Source organism: Agrobacterium vacciniicorymbosi, from assembly GCF_040427045.1.
Classification (GTDB): Bacteria; Pseudomonadota; Alphaproteobacteria; order Rhizobiales; family Rhizobiaceae; genus Agrobacterium.
In genome coordinates, this window is record NZ_JBETMF010000012.1 from 69,610 (window position 1) to 85,254 (window position 15,645).

Annotated in this window: 17 protein-coding genes; all 17 read left to right on the top strand. The window is 52.7% G+C overall.

Annotated elements, in window-relative coordinates; translation table 11 throughout:
* Nucleotides 1-170 precede the first annotated feature (170 nt).
* The 17 genes from tssH to ABUK73_RS18270 all read left to right on the top strand — a co-directional run bounded on the left by tssH (nucleotide 171) and on the right by ABUK73_RS18270 (nucleotide 15,518).
* A complete protein-coding gene (gene tssH / locus ABUK73_RS18190) occupies nucleotides 171-2,831 on the top strand; it encodes a type VI secretion system ATPase TssH (protein WP_353578523.1) in 2,661 nt (886 codons plus the stop codon).
* Nucleotides 2,832-2,891: 60 nt separating this feature from the next.
* On the top strand, nucleotides 2,892-3,368 hold the full coding sequence (locus tag ABUK73_RS18195; protein WP_113089256.1) for an Hcp family type VI secretion system effector: 477 nt from the start codon (nucleotides 2,892-2,894) through the stop codon (nucleotides 3,366-3,368).
* 126 nt (nucleotides 3,369-3,494) lie between these two features.
* Nucleotides 3,495-4,574, top strand: a complete 1,080-nt coding sequence (locus ABUK73_RS18200) for a hypothetical protein (RefSeq protein WP_353578610.1) — start codon at nucleotides 3,495-3,497, stop codon at nucleotides 4,572-4,574.
* A gap of 24 nt (nucleotides 4,575-4,598) precedes the next feature.
* The gene (locus tag ABUK73_RS18205) at nucleotides 4,599-5,468 is read left to right on the top strand and encodes a hypothetical protein (protein WP_353578524.1); all 870 of its coding nucleotides are present in this window, start codon (nucleotides 4,599-4,601) and stop codon (nucleotides 5,466-5,468) included.
* Entirely contained in the window at nucleotides 5,465-5,896 is a 432-nt protein-coding gene (locus ABUK73_RS18210; RefSeq protein ID WP_353578525.1) for a Rap1a/Tai family immunity protein, read from the top strand. Before ABUK73_RS18205 ends, ABUK73_RS18210 begins: the two co-directional genes overlap by 4 nt.
* Nucleotides 5,897-5,909: 13 nt before the next feature.
* The gene (locus ABUK73_RS18215; RefSeq protein ID WP_353578526.1) at nucleotides 5,910-6,410 is read left to right on the top strand and encodes a type VI secretion system amidase effector protein Tae4; all 501 of its coding nucleotides are present in this window, start codon (nucleotides 5,910-5,912) and stop codon (nucleotides 6,408-6,410) included.
* A gap of 15 nt (nucleotides 6,411-6,425) precedes the next feature.
* Nucleotides 6,426-8,588 carry a type VI secretion system tip protein TssI/VgrG gene (gene tssI / locus ABUK73_RS18220; protein WP_353578527.1) on the top strand — a complete coding sequence of 721 codons (2,163 nt, stop codon included), beginning with the start codon at nucleotides 6,426-6,428 and terminating at the stop codon, nucleotides 8,586-8,588.
* Between the two features lie 14 nt (nucleotides 8,589-8,602).
* Nucleotides 8,603-9,331, top strand: a complete 729-nt coding sequence (locus tag ABUK73_RS18225; protein WP_353578528.1) for a hypothetical protein — start codon at nucleotides 8,603-8,605, stop codon at nucleotides 9,329-9,331.
* On the top strand, nucleotides 9,328-10,200 hold the full coding sequence (locus ABUK73_RS18230) for a hypothetical protein (protein ID WP_353578529.1): 873 nt from the start codon (nucleotides 9,328-9,330) through the stop codon (nucleotides 10,198-10,200). Before ABUK73_RS18225 ends, ABUK73_RS18230 begins: the two co-directional genes overlap by 4 nt.
* Nucleotides 10,201-10,252: 52 nt before the next feature.
* Nucleotides 10,253-10,636 (top strand): PAAR domain-containing protein, encoded by a 384-nt coding sequence (locus ABUK73_RS18235; RefSeq protein WP_353578530.1) that lies wholly within the window; start codon nucleotides 10,253-10,255, stop codon nucleotides 10,634-10,636.
* Nucleotides 10,637-10,641: 5 nt separating this feature from the next.
* Nucleotides 10,642-11,865, top strand: a complete 1,224-nt coding sequence (locus ABUK73_RS18240; protein ID WP_353578531.1) for a DUF4123 domain-containing protein — start codon at nucleotides 10,642-10,644, stop codon at nucleotides 11,863-11,865.
* A complete protein-coding gene (locus ABUK73_RS18245) occupies nucleotides 11,865-12,428 on the top strand; it encodes a NucA/NucB deoxyribonuclease domain-containing protein (protein WP_353578532.1) in 564 nt (187 codons plus the stop codon). Before ABUK73_RS18240 ends, ABUK73_RS18245 begins: the two co-directional genes overlap by 1 nt.
* Nucleotides 12,429-12,430: 2 nt before the next feature.
* Complete coding sequence (gene comJ, locus ABUK73_RS18250) at nucleotides 12,431-12,919, top strand: competence protein ComJ (RefSeq protein ID WP_353578533.1); 489 nt, start codon at nucleotides 12,431-12,433, stop codon at nucleotides 12,917-12,919.
* Nucleotides 12,920-12,998: 79 nt separating this feature from the next.
* Nucleotides 12,999-13,475, top strand: coding sequence for a competence protein ComJ (comJ, locus tag ABUK73_RS18255; RefSeq protein ID WP_353578534.1), 477 nt, complete (start codon nucleotides 12,999-13,001; stop codon nucleotides 13,473-13,475).
* Between the two features lie 253 nt (nucleotides 13,476-13,728).
* On the top strand, nucleotides 13,729-14,268 hold the full coding sequence (locus ABUK73_RS18260; protein WP_353578535.1) for a DUF4334 domain-containing protein: 540 nt from the start codon (nucleotides 13,729-13,731) through the stop codon (nucleotides 14,266-14,268).
* 4 nt (nucleotides 14,269-14,272) lie between these two features.
* Complete coding sequence (locus tag ABUK73_RS18265) at nucleotides 14,273-15,031, top strand: SDR family NAD(P)-dependent oxidoreductase (protein ID WP_353578536.1); 759 nt, start codon at nucleotides 14,273-14,275, stop codon at nucleotides 15,029-15,031.
* A gap of 235 nt (nucleotides 15,032-15,266) precedes the next feature.
* Nucleotides 15,267-15,518 carry a DUF2188 domain-containing protein gene (locus ABUK73_RS18270; RefSeq protein ID WP_353578537.1) on the top strand — a complete coding sequence of 84 codons (252 nt, stop codon included), beginning with the start codon at nucleotides 15,267-15,269 and terminating at the stop codon, nucleotides 15,516-15,518.
* Nucleotides 15,519-15,645: the final 127 nt, after the last annotated feature.

Here is a 15,645-nt window from a genome sequence, read left to right on the forward strand (position 1 = left end):
GTTACGTAAGGTTATTCACTAAACAGACTTATGGAGAATGAGGCAAAATTGTGGCGACTTGATTTTAAACTCGTCAAATAAAAAAGCAACTTTTGGCTGGACAAGTGAGTTTCATCAACCTAACTATGCCACGTCACGTTGTGGAATGATCCAAACCGGAGGCTCGCTGCATGTCGCATATTGATCTCAATCGCCTTGTCGAAGCGCTTGAGCCTGACCTGCGCGTATCGCTGGAGGCGGCGGCATCTGTCGCTGCAAGGCGGGGACACCAGTTTGTGGATATTGCGCATTGGATGTGCGCGGTTGTAGATTCTGGCAAGCATGCTGACATATTTCATCAACTGAAAATACCAACCGACAAGCTGCATGCCGAAATCGATCGCGCGCTGGATGATGCCGCCATCGGTGATGGCGAGGCCTTGTCGCTCTCGCAAAATGTTCTGACAGCAGGGCGCGAGGCTTGGCTCTTGGCATCGCTGCAAGATGGCCGCTCGTACATCTCGCTGATCCATCTTCTCCTCGCTTTGGATGAGGAAACTTCGCTGCGCACCCTTGTGCGCGCCGCGTTTCCCTCGCTCAAACTGATGGATAGGGCCGCTCTGGAGCGTCTTCGCGAGGAAACCGCGAACAACTCGCCTTCGGAAGATGGCAAGACTGCTATTCAGTCACAGGCGAAAGACCAGAACGATTTTCTCCGCCTCTACACGCAGGACATGACGGATGATGCACGGCAGGGGGAAATAGACCCAGTCATCGGTCGTGATGAAGAGCTGCGTCAGATGGTTGATATTCTGACCCGTCGTCGGCAGAACAATCCGATCCTTGTCGGAGAGGCTGGTGTTGGCAAGACGGCAGTGGCAGAAGCGTTGGCGCTTGAAATTGTGTCAGGCAATGTGCCGGAAAAATTGCGAAACGTCCGGCTGCTGAGCCTCGATCTCTCCCTTCTTCAGGCCGGTGCAGGCGTGAAAGGTGAGTTTGAACGACGTCTCCACGGTGTCATCGACGCGGTTAAACGCTCGCCGGAGCCGATCATTCTCTTCATCGATGAGGCTCACGGTCTTGTCGGTGCCGGTGGTGCAGCCGGGCAGGGCGATGCGGCCAATATTCTCAAGCCTGCGTTGGCCCGTGGTGAGGTGCGAACCGTCGCAGCCACCACATGGAGCGAGTACAAAAAGTATTTTGAAAAAGATGCGGCACTGACCCGCCGCTTTCAGCCCGTACATGTGCGTGAGCCGGACGAATCAACCGCCATTCGCATGCTGCGCGGCGTGGCTGATACTTTCGTCAAACACCATGGCGTCGTCATTCGCGATGAAGCCATCGTCGCCGCCGTGCAACTGTCCGCCCGATACATGCCCGCGCGGCAACTGCCGGACAAAGCGGTCAGTCTCCTTGATACCGCGTCGGCAGCAGTTTCGCTTGCCCGTCAGACATTGCCGGAAAAGCTGCGTTCCATGGAAAGCGAACGCATACTTCTAGCCACGGAATTGGAATGGCTGGTGCGTGAGCCGTCTACCGAAGAGACGAGCGCTCGTATCGACGCCATAAAGTCTGAAATAACCAATCTTGAAACGGCTATCGAAGGCCTTCGTTCACGTTATGACGCAGAACTCGCTGAATTGCTGGAATCCGAAAAAAGCGACGCGGAGCAATCTGATGCCTTCAATGTTGCGCCGTTGAGAGCCGTGACCCTCGCGCCCGATAACAGCGACGAAAAGCTGGTGCCGACGGTCGTTGACCGTGAAATGATTGCCGGTGTCGTGTCCCGCTGGACAGGCATTCCGCTTGGCAAACTGCTCGCCGACCAGATCGAAAGCGCAAAGACCCTGGACGAGCGCATGAAGCAGCGCGTTATCGGTCAGGATTTTGCCATTGATCGTATTGCGGATGCCATGCGTGCGGCGAGCGCCGGTCTGTCCGATCCGCGTCGCCCGCCAGCTGTCTTCCTGCTTGTCGGCATGTCGGGCACGGGCAAGACGGAGACCGCGCTGTCATTGGCCGATCTGCTCTATGGAGGAAACAGCCATCTGACGACAATCAATATGTCTGAATTCAAGGAAGAGCATAAGGTTTCGCTGCTTCTGGGTTCGCCACCCGGCTATGTCGGTTATGGTGAGGGCGGAGTGCTGACAGAAGCCGTTCGTCGCCGTCCATTCGGCGTGCTGCTTCTGGATGAGATCGATAAGGCGCATCCCGGCGTTCAGGATATATTTTATCAGGTGTTCGACAAAGGCATGTTGAAGGACGGCGAAGGCCGCGACATCGACTTCAAGAACACCACCATTTTCATGACGGCTAATACCGGCTCCGAACTATTGACAGCACTGTCGGCCGACCCGGACACCATGCCCGAAGGCGAGGCGCTGGAAGCGCTGCTGATGCCGGAGCTGACCAAGCAGTTCAAGCCCGCATTCCTAGGACGCACCGTCATTCTGCCCTTTATGCCGCTTGGGCCGGAACAGCTGTCTCGGATCGTCGACATACAGATTGAGAAAATCGCTGAGCGGGTTCGTGCGGCCTATGGCACCGAACTCACTCTGTCCCCGCAGGCGCGCGAGGCGCTGGTCGGGCGGGCAGGTTCGAGCGAAATCGGCGCGCGCGCCATCGAAATCATGATTGGCCGGGATTTGCTGCCGCCACTGTCCAGCTTCTTTCTGGAGAAAGTCATCGCTGGCGACAAGGTCAAGCAGATCACGGTCGATTTTGATGAAACCGGGTTCGGCATTCGTGCCGGAGCGGTTGGGGAAACTGATGAATTCGCGGCATCCAAAAAGGGTGCAGTGGATAAAGTTGCCGCGTCGGAAGGGATGTCCCGACGCATGCGGCAGTAGTTGAAAGGCAAACACGGCCTCGGAGCAAGAGGTCTTTCATTAGCTACAGGAGCTTACAGCATGCCTATTTATTTGCAGATCGACGGTATTCAGGGTGATGCAACCCACGAGGAGCACCGCAAGTGGATGGATATTGAAGCCATTCATTGGAACGTATCGCGCAACATGAACACCACTGCTGGTTCTGCTGCAAACCGTGAAGCCTCCGAACCAACCATTTCGGAAGTTATTCTCACCAAGGTCAGCGATTCCTCTTCCACAAAGCTTTTCAGTGAAGCCTGCTCTGGTCGCCAGGGCAAGCTGGCGACGATCCACCTCGTCACCACGGGTAATCCGGGTAACACCTACATTCAGTACCTGCTGACGAACACTCTTATCGCCAGCTACTCTGTCGACTCCAGCGGTGACCGTCCTGTTGAGACCATCAAGCTCAACTTCACCAAGATGGAAGTCAAGTACACGCCTGCCGACGACAACAACACGCAGCAGGCTCCAATGATCGCTTCTTACGATCTGGCGACCACGAAGGCCGCTTAATCTGCCAAGGAAGGTGCCGGCAATTTTGCCGGCGCCTTTCCCTCTTATCGATATATTCGGGTTGGTCCTAGCGTGAAGCCGATGAACGGCTTGGCGGAGAGCAACGCATTCAGTCTAGCGATGGAGATGGTCGTGTCTTTGGCAACGGATCGTTTGAACAATATTCTCATTGAATTGCCGAAATACAAATCCCAATGGCAGTTGAACGTGGCGAGCCCCTATGTGCGCGCCTATGATCTTGCCATCGACAATTTTCAGAGGACGACGAAGGCGCAGCAGGCCCGCGACAAGATGATTGCGGAACTGTTTGTCCTGTCGGCATCGATCCTGACCGGCAGCGTGATGATGGCCGCTTTTGCGACCAGCTCGTTGCGGGTGTTGACCAGCCGCGCTGCACTGCGCGTGATCTGCAACAACAATCTGAATAGAACATTCGATGCCATGCACGCTGCGAACAACAACAAGGTCTTGATGTTCGCATTGGGTGGCGTTCTGGACGAAGCCAAGAAGGCCGCCGGAAAACAGATTACAAGCGCGGTTGAAGGCCTCACCAGCAGTGCTTCTATCGCATCGGCACCAACGGCCCTCAATTTCCTCACGCGCGTCGAGGACTTCATCAACACCAACCACATCTGCGTGCACAAGTTCGTTCAGGGCGTGCGCGATGACGGTAGCATCAGCGATGCAAGCAAGACCCATCTCGCGGACCTCGTATCCAAGACCCCGTTTTGCAACCCGCCTGAAAGCCGGCGCGTGGATGAAAACCGTCTGTCACAGAAGATGGAACTGCTGTTCTACATGGATGCCGTGATGGAGTCGGACAAGCTTGTGAGCTATATACCCGGCAATGGCGGGATGTACGGCCCCAGCGAAATCGAACTCAGCAAAAAATCGATTCCCGAACTGACATCATCGCCGGGCTACCCGCAATCGACTGTTCCGCGCCTGAAGGGCGGCTTTCCAATGCGCGTCGAGCCGGGGCAACGGGTCGAGTATGACGGTCTGGGTTCTGTGGTCAGCGAACGGGTGAACCGCCTTCACAGCCAGATCCTTGGCCAGCAGTTTTTCCCTCCACAAAGCACGTTGGCAAGTCTGGTCAGCTCGCCCTCTGTCAACAAAGAGCAGGTGGCAAAAGCTGAGCGCGTGATTGGTCAGCTTGGTGTTGCCGCCAGACCCCAGGGTCTTGCCGACATTAAGATGTTGTGAGGGCGCTCTGTGCTGGTGAGTTTCATGTCCCGCGCCTGGTCCCGTTTCATTCCTGCGCTGAGCACGTCTGTTCTTCTCGTTGCGTGTTCAGCGTCCGCGCAGGCTCACTCCGGATGCGTGCTTGAGGTGGAGAATGTCCAGCGATACGCGAATTCAATTCCAAGCTTGCTGGACTTCGCCGAGAAGCGTTTTTCAGAAGAGAAGGGCGAAGATATCTCCTCAGTCGATGGGCTGCTGCGACCAATCGTAACAAAGAATTTTGAAGAAAATTCGATATTCGCCAAGCTGGAATCAGAATTCAAACCAGCGAGTTGCGACGATGCCGAACTCGTCGCCATCGCAAAGCGGATTGCGGACGCGAACGATCAACTAGCAGGCGCCAGTGACAGCACCGGCTCTTCACAAGCCGCACTGTCTCAAGACAAAATCCAAAAGCTGGAAGCGCTTGCCAACACTATGGTTTTGCCAGCGCTGGCCGCTGAAAACTCGGTCGCAGGTGCAGCCATAAATACCTCTCTGCAGGCCTATTTCACGGAGAAGCCAGAGGCGCTTGCCAAGCAATCAGCGTCCGAGACCCAAAAAACGGCCGAAGAGGCTGTCTCCAATCTGCGCGGTAATCCGGGCAATCTAGGTCCGTTTGATCCGCAGGTCGCCAAGGGAAACCTGACGGCTCAACTGACGTGGATATTATCGACGCTGCCGGAGAGCGATATAGCCCGCCTTTCTGAGTTCTACGCATCCGCAGAGACAAAGGCGGATAGAGAAAAACTCATCGAAATCTATCGGCAGGAGATCGATCAGCGCAGCAGCACGATGTTGAGCGAGTCCATTGAAGCTTTCAAACCGCATCTTGCCAGCAAGCATTCAGCATCAAATACGAGTGCATCGCCATGACAGACGCGCGCAATAACGCAACCGCCATAGCGAATGTCAAAACTGCCCTCATACGGGTGATTTCTGCCTGCTTCATTCTTGGTCCAACTTTAGGGTCGCAGGCTCTCGCTCAGGACGCGGAGCAGCCGTCAATCATTTCCGGGGCTCAGCTGAAGCTGGCAATCGAGGGAAAAAATGCGCCTGAAGTGACCGATCCGGAAACGCAGCGCATCATCTCCGCAGCCAGGGGAAGCGCCTATATTGCCGGCGTGGCTGATCTGACGAGCGGGAGAGACTGGTGCGGACAGGGCGTCGCCCCACATGAGCTGACAGACCGCGTCTACACGCATCTGGGTGATGTTTCCCAGGAGAAGCTAAGCGGTCAGGCGGCGGCTCTCGTCCTAGAAGCTCTTAGCGCTGCCTTCCCCTGTCAGCCGAACAAAAATTAAAGGGAGATTTGCATTGCGCGTTGATTTTGAGACCCTGTATTCCAACTATCCCAGCAGCGAACCATCGCGCTCCAATCACGTGAGCCAGCGGGATTTGTTCACGGAAATCGGTTGGGACGAGTTTCTAGGCAATCCCAATTACAATAACACCTGCGCAATTCGCGTCAGCATGGCTTTTGTCAAGTCCGGCTTTAATATCGTTCCGGCGTCGCACAGAATTCAAAAAGGCGCGTTCGCTGGAAAAGGCGTTGAGGTCAACATGCGGCGGCTGGCCGATCTCATGGCGCGAAACAACTATCTTGGAACTTATGAGGACTACACGCCTGCCACGGCGCAAAATGGCATCGGCGCACGCAAGGGCCTCGTCGCCTTCAACAATATTCCCGGTTATCGCGGCGGCGGCCATATTGATCTCGTCCTGGGCGGGACGGACGCCGCTCAATGCGCATCGGCCTGCTACTACCAATCCGAAACAATCTGGTTCTGGCCACTCCAGACCAGCCGCCTGTCTTAAGTTGAGGGATATTTGATGACCGAGCAGCCATCGTCCGCGGATTTCATCCAGGCCAGCCGTGTTTTGAAGGTCAAGTCGCCGCTCGGCGAAGATCAGTTGCTGCCCGAACGCATGGTCATCGATGAAGGCGTATCGCAGCTCTTCGAAATCCACCTGAATGTCCGCGCCAAAAAGGAAGCGGTGAAGCCAGAAGAACTGATCGGCAGGCTGGTCGATGTCTCGATTGAAGTGAGTCAGGGCGAAGGCGAAGATGGCGGTGTCCGTCGTCCCTTCAATGGTCTTGTGACGGAACTGCATGAAGGCCCACCCATCACCCGTGGCCTGCGCTCCTATTCGATGACCATCCGCCCGCAAATGTGGCTGCTATCGCGCCGCTCCGATTGCCGCATCTGGATGGACAAGACATCGATCGAGATTGCAGAAACGCTGTTTTCCGAACACGGCATTCCAGCCCCGGATACATCGGGCATCATCTCTCCACCACCACCACAGCACTATAGCGTTCAATTCAACGAAGATGACCTGTCTTATCTTCTGCGCCGTTTCGAGGAAGATGGTCTTTTCTACTGGTTCAGTCACGAGGATGGTTCTCACAAGCTGCATGTGGCCGATAGCGCCAATGGCTGGCTAGGACCATCCCCGTCGGCACAGGGCGAAGGTAAGGTGCGACTGGCGCAGGGCTCTTCGGATCGCAACCACATCAATGACTGGGCACGTCGTTTCTCCTACGTGCCGGGACAGCGCGCTGGCGCCGACTGGAATTTCGAAACCCCGGGCATGGTGCCGGGCACGATGACACCATCACTGGTGCAGATGCCGGATGCGACCAAGCGCGAGCTTTACGAATATCCGGCCCGCATCAAGACCGTGGAAGAGGCAGAGCGCGCGCAAAAACTGCGCACGCAATCCACCGAAGCCGACCATGACCGCGTCTTCGGTGCCTCCACCTCCCGCATCCTAGAAGCCGGTCGCCGCTTTACCCCTTACGAAGTCGCGCATCCCGAACATGAATACGAAGAGCATGTGATCATCAGGGCCAGCCACACCATCGTGGACCGCTCCTATGAGACCAACAGCAACGAACCGGAATACCGCAACGCCTTCGAGGCGATCCCGGCCCGCGTACCGCTCACCCCACACCGCACGACGAAGCGCCCGAAGATAGAGGGCACGCAGGTGGCCATTGTCGCCGGACCCGAGGGCGAAGAAATCCATCCGGACCAATACGGACGCATCAAGCTATGGTTCCCGTGGGACCGCAAGGCCAAAAAGGATGGCACGGATACCTGCTGGGTGCGGGTAGCGCAGAACTGGGCAGGCTCCACCTGGGGCGGTCAGATCATTCCGCGTATTGGCATGGAGGTGATGGTAGCCTTTGTGGACGGTGATCCGGATAGGCCGCTGGTGACGGGGGTGGTGCCGAATGCGCGGCAGACGGTGCCGTATGAGCTGCCGGCGAATAAGACTCGAACCACCCTGCGTACAAATACCCATAAAGGTCGGGGTTTTAATGAATTGACGTTTGAGGACGAGGCGGGAAGAGAAGAAATTTTTGTGCAGGCGGAGAAGGATTACAACGTTGGCGTCAAAAACAATTTTGTCCAATACACCAACGCGAACCATCATCAGCAAGTTGGCATGAACGAAAGTAGGGTTGTTCTTGGATGGGCTGATTTCTACTATAATCAAAATTTGACCATATCTACAGGTCGAAACATGGTGCAAATGATAGGTAACGATGACGCGGTATTGTCGGTTCTTAGTACAAATTTCATCGATCGTTTTAACTTCCAATTACCATTTGACGCGATGTCAAGTGATACAGATTTTTCCAACGTACATAATCAAGGTTCACTAATTACGGTCGTTTCCGGAGATATCGCTACTTCAGTTGCAAAAAACTATACGCTTGATGTGTCAGGTAACTCACAACAAAATTTCGATAATGGAATATCTATAAATACAGCGAAGGATTACTCTATTTCTGTTACGTCCAATTATATCAACAGAGTTGGCCAGCGCGTCCTTTTTGGCGTAGGTGAATCGTTTTCGATAAAATGCGGTAAATCCGAATTTACAATGAACCGCGATGGCGAAATCACAATTCGTGGTGTCAATATATTTGTTGAGGGTGCAGACACCATCAAGCAAAACGCAAAACGTATTGACATAAACTGATCGGAGTAGCTGCTTTGAAGATCTATACAATATTTTCCGCGTTTTTTGCGAGCCTTGTGAGTATGTCGCAAGTCTTGTCGCAGACCACAACACCAATGCCTGAGAGTGTTGAAGGTAGATTGCAACAAGCTTGTTCCCAAGATGTTGTGAGTTTTATCGATGCTATCTGCCACGACAAGGGAACGGTTAACACTGTGGCAATAAATATGCCAGGTATTTGCCTGCAATACAAATACACTGACAAAATAAAAGAAAAGCTACAAGAGTGTGGTGGTCAAAATGTCTTTTTCGAGATGTGGAAATTTAAGTTTAATATTGAAAATAACTTCAAAGAAAAATTGGTAGATTACGTCGATACGGTCAGAAAAAATGAAATAAATTCGAATTCCTCACCAATATTGTCGTCTTATGAAGCATTTCGCCTTTCAGTTTGGGCGTGTGGTCTAAATGAGAATTGCCACAAGGAACTCTTCAATCTGTTTTCTGACGATACCAAGCTTGCTCTCGAGCAAACACCGTATTTTTGCGATTATTCATCTTCTATCACTAACTTCGACGATGGGCCATACAAGCATATGTTTTTCAAGGATAATTATCCTAATGGCGTAGCCCAACCGATGTGCAAATCTTATTACTGTAAGTACAAAGAATGTAGTCAAGAAGACGAAAAATCCGAATTGTTTATATTGAGCGATATTTTCCGTCAGCAATATGATCTTCTCTACAAGGCAATACAACCATGACTGACAATACGTTTAGATCGCTACACCCACTTGTCCAGAAAGACAGTCGTCCTCAGCTCACGATGCCAGGGGCAGAAATTGGTGATGGAACAGATGGTATAAATTCAAATACTTATAATCATAAGCCTTATGAAGATTCACTTCTTGCGTGGGGAACAAAACTTCTTCACACCGCCTATATTGTTGTCGATGATGTTATCCCAGGTGGTGAATTCAAGAGATATTCTAAGTTTGTTAAAATACATCGGGATGAAAGAAATTATCGAGGTATATTGCTTCGATTTACTGGTCAGAAGTCAAGTTTGTATACACTCGAGGATATTGCTCCTGGACCTAAAGCCGGGCCAAGAGGTAGTCACTCCTCCAAAGGTGCTAGAGCGATGAATGCGGGTGAGGTGGAGATTGATAGTACTGGGAGAGATGCAATAGATCTTATGAACAAGTCCAGCGGGGGTAACCCCATCCAGCTCGATAGCGTTTACGAGATTGACCTTCTACCTCTCCAATCGACTCGCTCTTGCTTGATTACAGACAATATGGTGCTTCGGTTCAATTTTAATAACGGCGATAGAGTCGAGCGTGATTTTCCCGCGAAATTCGGAAGAAATCTTTATGTGGCGTTCGACGTAATAAACAATGCTCCGCTTCCCCAGATAATTAGATTCGACGTTCAAGTATTAATGATGGTCGACATGCAGGCTGAAAAAGGAAGCTTGCCTGCAAGAACTTCTGTAGCGCACGGTCCGACGAGTACTGTGCCTGTTGGTCGTGTCTCTTCAGCGCGACCTAACGGTGTCAGTGGTACAGTTCCAATTGGCGGCGAAACTAATGCACTTGACGCTATTAGTGACAACTATCCACGAACATGAATCTAAGGGGTGTGTCTGGAATATCTCCATTTTTTCATGAAAGGATTTTTGCGTGCCCCAAGCTCACCGCCGCACAGACATAGGCTCCGGCCATTCCTGCCACTTCCCGCCAACTCTCGCGACCGGCGGAAGTCCGAGCGTCTTCGTCAACAACAAACCACTGATGCGCGTCGGTGACGCTTACGTACCCCATGGCTGCCCGGTCTGCCCTGAACCCGCCCATGGCCGCAAGCTCGCAGCCGGATCATCAACGGTCTTTATCAACGGTAAGCCCGCTGGCCGCATCGGCGATGCCATTGATTGTGGCGGGCAGGCGCAGACGGGTTCGCCTAATGTTTTTATTGGCGACGAAGGTGGTTCCGGCGTCGGTGGTGCAGGTGGAACGGAGTGTCAGAAGAGCATGGCGTCTCAATCGATTCCGATGGTGCGAGGGTAGGTCTTATGGTTCCTGACGCTATTGACGAGAGGCAACTGTCTTCAGTCGCTCAGGCTTTGTTGAAAAGCGTTTCCGAACTTGCTTCCGATCCCGACAAGCGCGTTTACGCGGTTATGGATGGTTCGCAATTCAACGATCTGCCGCGGTTGCTGAAGCAGGCCAATATCTCCCACCGCCCACTCTACCGCTATGCGGGCGGAGATTACGCCGTCATTGTCGGCGGTCCGTGGCTGATTAATCCATATCAAGCTGCGTTGTCGCAGTCGAATGGCACATCTTCTAACGATGTTGCCGAGGACGACATTCCCGACGAGGAGCTTGAATCCCGTTCAGCGGCACTCTCCGCTCAGATGGTGTCATCCTTGGAGGCGGGCGACCCGACCGGTGGCGGTATGCTGCCGGTGCCGGATGTCGATCCCACGCTCGTTATCCAGCGTCTCCAGAAAATCGTCGAGTTGAGTGATGGAAAGCCAGCATTGGTTCTCTGGTCTGGGAACGGTGATTTCACCACTGAGCATCTTCACCGCCATCTGCGCGGCCTCAACCGCATATTGGTGCCGAAGATATGGAAAGATAATCAAGTTTTGAATGAAGGACCGCGCGTTACGAACGAGGAAGAGTTTGTCGTCGCGGGAGATCATGAGCCATCAGAAGAGTTGATGTCCGGCGGTCAGGAGATGGTCATCTTTAGACATGCAGACGCGAATGTCATGATGCAGACGATTCCGGCTCTGGATGAGGTTCAAGTCGCGCGTTTGTTCGGCCCCGCGATACAGCTTATCTTCGCGCCGGATAAGGCTTGGGGCGGGGGCGTCAAGAGGGCGCGTCGAGGGGCGGATATATCGGCCCCTCTCGGTCCTCTTAAGTTTGACCGCGCCGCGATGCAGATGATGAGCGCCTCCCGGCTGGAGGTTTCCCGGCAGCGAGTTATGACCTACCTGCGGGAAGCTGACCCCGAAAACAATAATCTTTCCGATGCTGATCTTCGTAAAAAGACGTTGTTTTACGAGGCTGATGGAAAGGAAATGGGACTTCGATCTGAAGCTGCGCATGCCCGCTGGGCGTTTTTGATGTCATCTACCGATGGTGAAATCGGCCGAGAGCAGGAAATCAGAAAGGCAGTGAAGACCTCCGCTGATCCCGATCAAACCTTGGGCCAGCTCATGGATGAGATGGTTAAAATCGGGCAGGCCGAGATTCAGGGCAAACGTGTATTGGGGGCCGATTGATGGCTCTTCCTCTCGCTATTCCCGTTGCCGTTGGCTTAGGCCGTCTTGCCATGCTCGGCTACCGGGCGTACCAGGGTTACAGGGCTGTACGAACTGCTCAGGCCGTCACTGCAACTGCGGAAGCTGCGCTTGCCGCTGAACGAGCAAGAAAAGCTGCTCAGTTGGCCCAAGCTGCCTCGATGGCTCAGGAACTCGCCCAGACAAAGGCGCGGGAAGAGCCATGCGATGATTGCCCTTGCCACAGCGTCGTTGTCATTTCTAAAAGTAAGTATCCTGAGTCCGCGCAGCATATTTTGGATGCCCAGGCGGCGGGAAAGCCATCTATCTTGACAATTGACCGACCGAATGCTGCCATGCGTAGAGCAGCGGCGACTGGTTCGTATCCCCGGGAGGCTGGAAAGCAACCTGATGAATATCCCCCTGCAATGTTTTCGGAGGGCGGAACTGGCGCCAGCGTGAGAAATATTACTGCTGGTGACAACATGGGGGCAGGCGCTTCCATGGGTAATCAGCTTCGAAAATATCGTGATGGCTGTAAAGCCACTATTACTGTTGGACCTTGATTATGGCTGAAGTTTTTTCACTTTTTGTAAGCTACCAGCAAGTGGCTGTTTTCAATCAAAGTCTTGATAGCCCTTTCAATGACTGGGAACCACGCCATGTTTCACAAGGGTTTTCCTGGCGCCCTGATAGTGTTTCCTTCAGAGTTCCCGAGGGCGAGAATTACCTCGTCGAAATTCTTCAGAATGATGAGGAGTCGATGTTCACCGGGGAGCCGACAAGAATTATTTTAACACCCTTTGAATGTCTTAATAATGATTTCGTAGCCGTTGGATCTATAACTGAAGAAAATAAAATCACGATTGTTGAGGCGGAAAAATTCCAGCTTATCTTTGAATTGCTGCCCAGTGGTATTTATGAAGGCGAGAAATTCGAGAACGGTATTCGACTTAGATTTATAAAAGACGACAGTCCGATGTTTGAAATCCAAAAAGCAGACAGCGAGATGGATGTATCTTTGCCATTGAACTTGGTTGCTCGGCCAGCGGAGTAAATCACGATATTCTCTGCATCGATGTAGGGATGCGGAGCGTTTTATGAATTTAGATTTTTAGTAGCGTGGGCTCTTTCAAATGATTGCCGAGTTTCCGTTGACGGCTCTATACAAACAAGTTGTCGTTCATCGTGCCGACCTGCCGCGTCCCGGTTTGCTGTGGGATGATGATCACGTAGATCAAGGCTTTGCGTGGTCGGAAGGTATAGTCAGTTTCGGTGTACCAGATCACGATGGACAGTGCTTCCTTCAAATTGATGTAGCTGACCAGTTGAAACTGGAAGCCAACGCTGAGTGGGCCGTTCAGACTCCTTTCGAGGTTGATGCGCCTTTAAAGATTGGCATGATCACCAATATGCGTGATGTTCTTGTGCCGAATGGCCGTTACAATCTCGTCTTTCAAGCTCTTCCCGGCTCTGCTGCTCCAGAGAATGGGTACGCTTATGTCGTCTTGTTGACCTTTGTTAAATCTATTGAGCCATCGTTTGAAATTCTAAAGCAGGGTGAGGAACTCGCTACTGACAAGGTTTTGCGTCGGGACGCACAGCGCGCCTAATGTCTATTTACCGGGGCTCCCTAGCACTAATAACTCTTTAGTTGATAGGAGTCTGATTAGAAAAATGGCGGATGTTGATTTTTGATCAGATGCCACGAAGCGCCCCGCTAAAAGGCAACGCCAGCGCTTGAAAAGTTGAGCTAGCGGCCTAAATATAACGTTAAAGTAGCTGCGCGGACATTTGTCGGGATGCCATCATTTAAATAGCTGTTTTGTAGTAAGATATATATTAGATTTAATGAAGCATGAAAAAATGATTGAAGAAATTTTATACACTCGCAAGGCTACGCCGGAGCAAATCCTCCAGGCTTTCGATGATCTCCAAGCTGCAAATCTCGATTTCATGAATGGGCTTTGGAGCGGTTTTGAAATTCGCACTGGCCACGGGCTTGATGGGCTTCTGGAACCCAGTGGCTGGTATGGCAAGCTGTTTGAAAGCGCTGAAGCCGTCCATCCGCTTTTGTTCTATGGTTCAGGCAACAGCAGTCTCTATGCGGTTGATCCTCTTCTGGTGCCGTTGTCAGCGCCTCTGCCCCGCTCCTCTGCACTCGGTTACGCAATGAGAATTCTGCGACCTGTGCTGCAAACCAGATCGCCCAAAGCGCGCCTGCGGATGATAGAGTTTCGAGGCCGGGCGACGGCAACGATGGTCTACGACAGTAAGCCGATCTTCGATCATTTCGCGCGGATAGATGACCGACGTGTTCTCGGCATCATGGACCTCAAAGGGATGCCTGGCCCCTATGCATTTTGCCTGGAACGCGATGATACTTCAATGGATATAAGGCTTTAACAATATGACTGGCGTTACACTCATTACCGGCGGCGCAAGCGGAATCGGGCGTTTGCATGCTTTGCGGTTTGCAGAAAAGGGCAAGACTGTCGCCATCATCGACCTCAATAAGGAGGGGCTTTCCGAGGTCGGTGGGCAGCATCGTTGTATCAATGCATTTTCATGCGATGTGACAGATCATGAGGCCCTTTCTAGGACGATTGCTGAGATTGAGCAGACCCTTGGTGAAATAGATGCGCTTATCGTTTGCGCCGCGATTATGCCGGGCGGTGAGCTTGCAAAAACAGAACCGGCCAAGACGATCAAAGTCATGCAAATCAATTATGGCGGAATGGTCAATGCGACGAGCATTGTTCTTTCCAAAATGCTGCCGCGCGCCCGCGGCGATGTCATAATATATGGATCAACAGCAGGCATCGTCCCCATTGATCGCTTCGGCGCCTATGGCGCAACGAAGGCAGCCGTCAATCACTATGCCAAAGTGCTGATGAATGAAAACCGAAACAAGGGCATCCGGTTTCAGCTCGTGTGTCCACCCGCAGTCGATACGCCGCTCATCTCTCAGGTCTCGAATGATGGCCCTGATTTCCTTAAGAATGGCCAGACATCAATTTCGCAAATGGTTACGCCAGAAGCTGTTGTCGACTCCGTAGAGCGCGCGCTGGAAGCAGGCCGCGAGATAAATTATCCAGGACGTGGCAAGTTGATCGAGCTGGCCCATCGAGCATTCCCAAATATTGTTCGCTGGGTGTCTAACAGATAAAGGCATTTTGCCCCGGGACCGCGTGGGGCTGAGTAAGCTTTTGTCTAGGTACGATACACACGTCTAGGGCATGAAAAAAAGCGACGTGCCATCTGCACCTGTTCTCATACGCTGCGGGTTACGCGACGCTGACAGTTTAGAAGCTTTAGCAAGCGTACCCCAGCCAATACGCAACCCCACCCCGGAACATCTCCCGTCCCGCCGCGTTTGGGACAGGCTGTAGAAGGAGATGATCATGGCAGTGACCTATCACGTAGGTGAACACGACGGCGGGTATGCTTATCGGTTGGGGGATGTGTGGTCGGAGACGTTTCCGGATCATGACGCCGCTTTGGAGGCTGCCAAGGACGCGGCGCGACGGCAGCAGATTGGGGGCGAGGAAGTGGATATCTCTTTCCAGCGAGCTGATGGCCAATGGCAGTCGCAGCACGTTCATGGCGGTGATCGGCCTGATACAGATGTCGTGGACGATACTGTCGAGAAGTAATCGTTTCTATTAAATTAGGCCGGATGGGGCGCTTACCGTTTGTGGCGCTCCACCTGGTGATGTAATATATATTTTATGATTTCCTCGGAGCTCGTGCATTTTTGCACGCAATGGCTTCCTTATCACA

Coding starts and splice junctions, on each gene's coding strand:
- comJ (WP_353578533.1), top strand. CDS start 12,431: ATGGCTGAAGTTTTTTCACTTTTTGTAAGCTACCAGCAAGTGGCTGTT.
- ABUK73_RS18265 (WP_353578536.1), top strand. CDS start 14,273: ATGACTGGCGTTACACTCATTACCGGCGGCGCAAGCGGAATCGGGCGT.
- ABUK73_RS18195 (WP_113089256.1), top strand. CDS start 2,892: ATGCCTATTTATTTGCAGATCGACGGTATTCAGGGTGATGCAACCCAC.
- ABUK73_RS18270 (WP_353578537.1), top strand. CDS start 15,267: ATGGCAGTGACCTATCACGTAGGTGAACACGACGGCGGGTATGCTTAT.
- ABUK73_RS18260 (WP_353578535.1), top strand. CDS start 13,729: ATGATTGAAGAAATTTTATACACTCGCAAGGCTACGCCGGAGCAAATC.
- tssI (WP_353578527.1), top strand. CDS start 6,426: ATGACCGAGCAGCCATCGTCCGCGGATTTCATCCAGGCCAGCCGTGTT.
- ABUK73_RS18230 (WP_353578529.1), top strand. CDS start 9,328: ATGACTGACAATACGTTTAGATCGCTACACCCACTTGTCCAGAAAGAC.
- ABUK73_RS18205 (WP_353578524.1), top strand. CDS start 4,599: ATGTCCCGCGCCTGGTCCCGTTTCATTCCTGCGCTGAGCACGTCTGTT.
- ABUK73_RS18210 (WP_353578525.1), top strand. CDS start 5,465: ATGACAGACGCGCGCAATAACGCAACCGCCATAGCGAATGTCAAAACT.
- tssH (WP_353578523.1), top strand. CDS start 171: ATGTCGCATATTGATCTCAATCGCCTTGTCGAAGCGCTTGAGCCTGAC.
- ABUK73_RS18245 (WP_353578532.1), top strand. CDS start 11,865: ATGGCTCTTCCTCTCGCTATTCCCGTTGCCGTTGGCTTAGGCCGTCTT.
- comJ (WP_353578534.1), top strand. CDS start 12,999: ATGATTGCCGAGTTTCCGTTGACGGCTCTATACAAACAAGTTGTCGTT.
- ABUK73_RS18240 (WP_353578531.1), top strand. CDS start 10,642: ATGGTTCCTGACGCTATTGACGAGAGGCAACTGTCTTCAGTCGCTCAG.
- ABUK73_RS18200 (WP_353578610.1), top strand. CDS start 3,495: ATGGTCGTGTCTTTGGCAACGGATCGTTTGAACAATATTCTCATTGAA.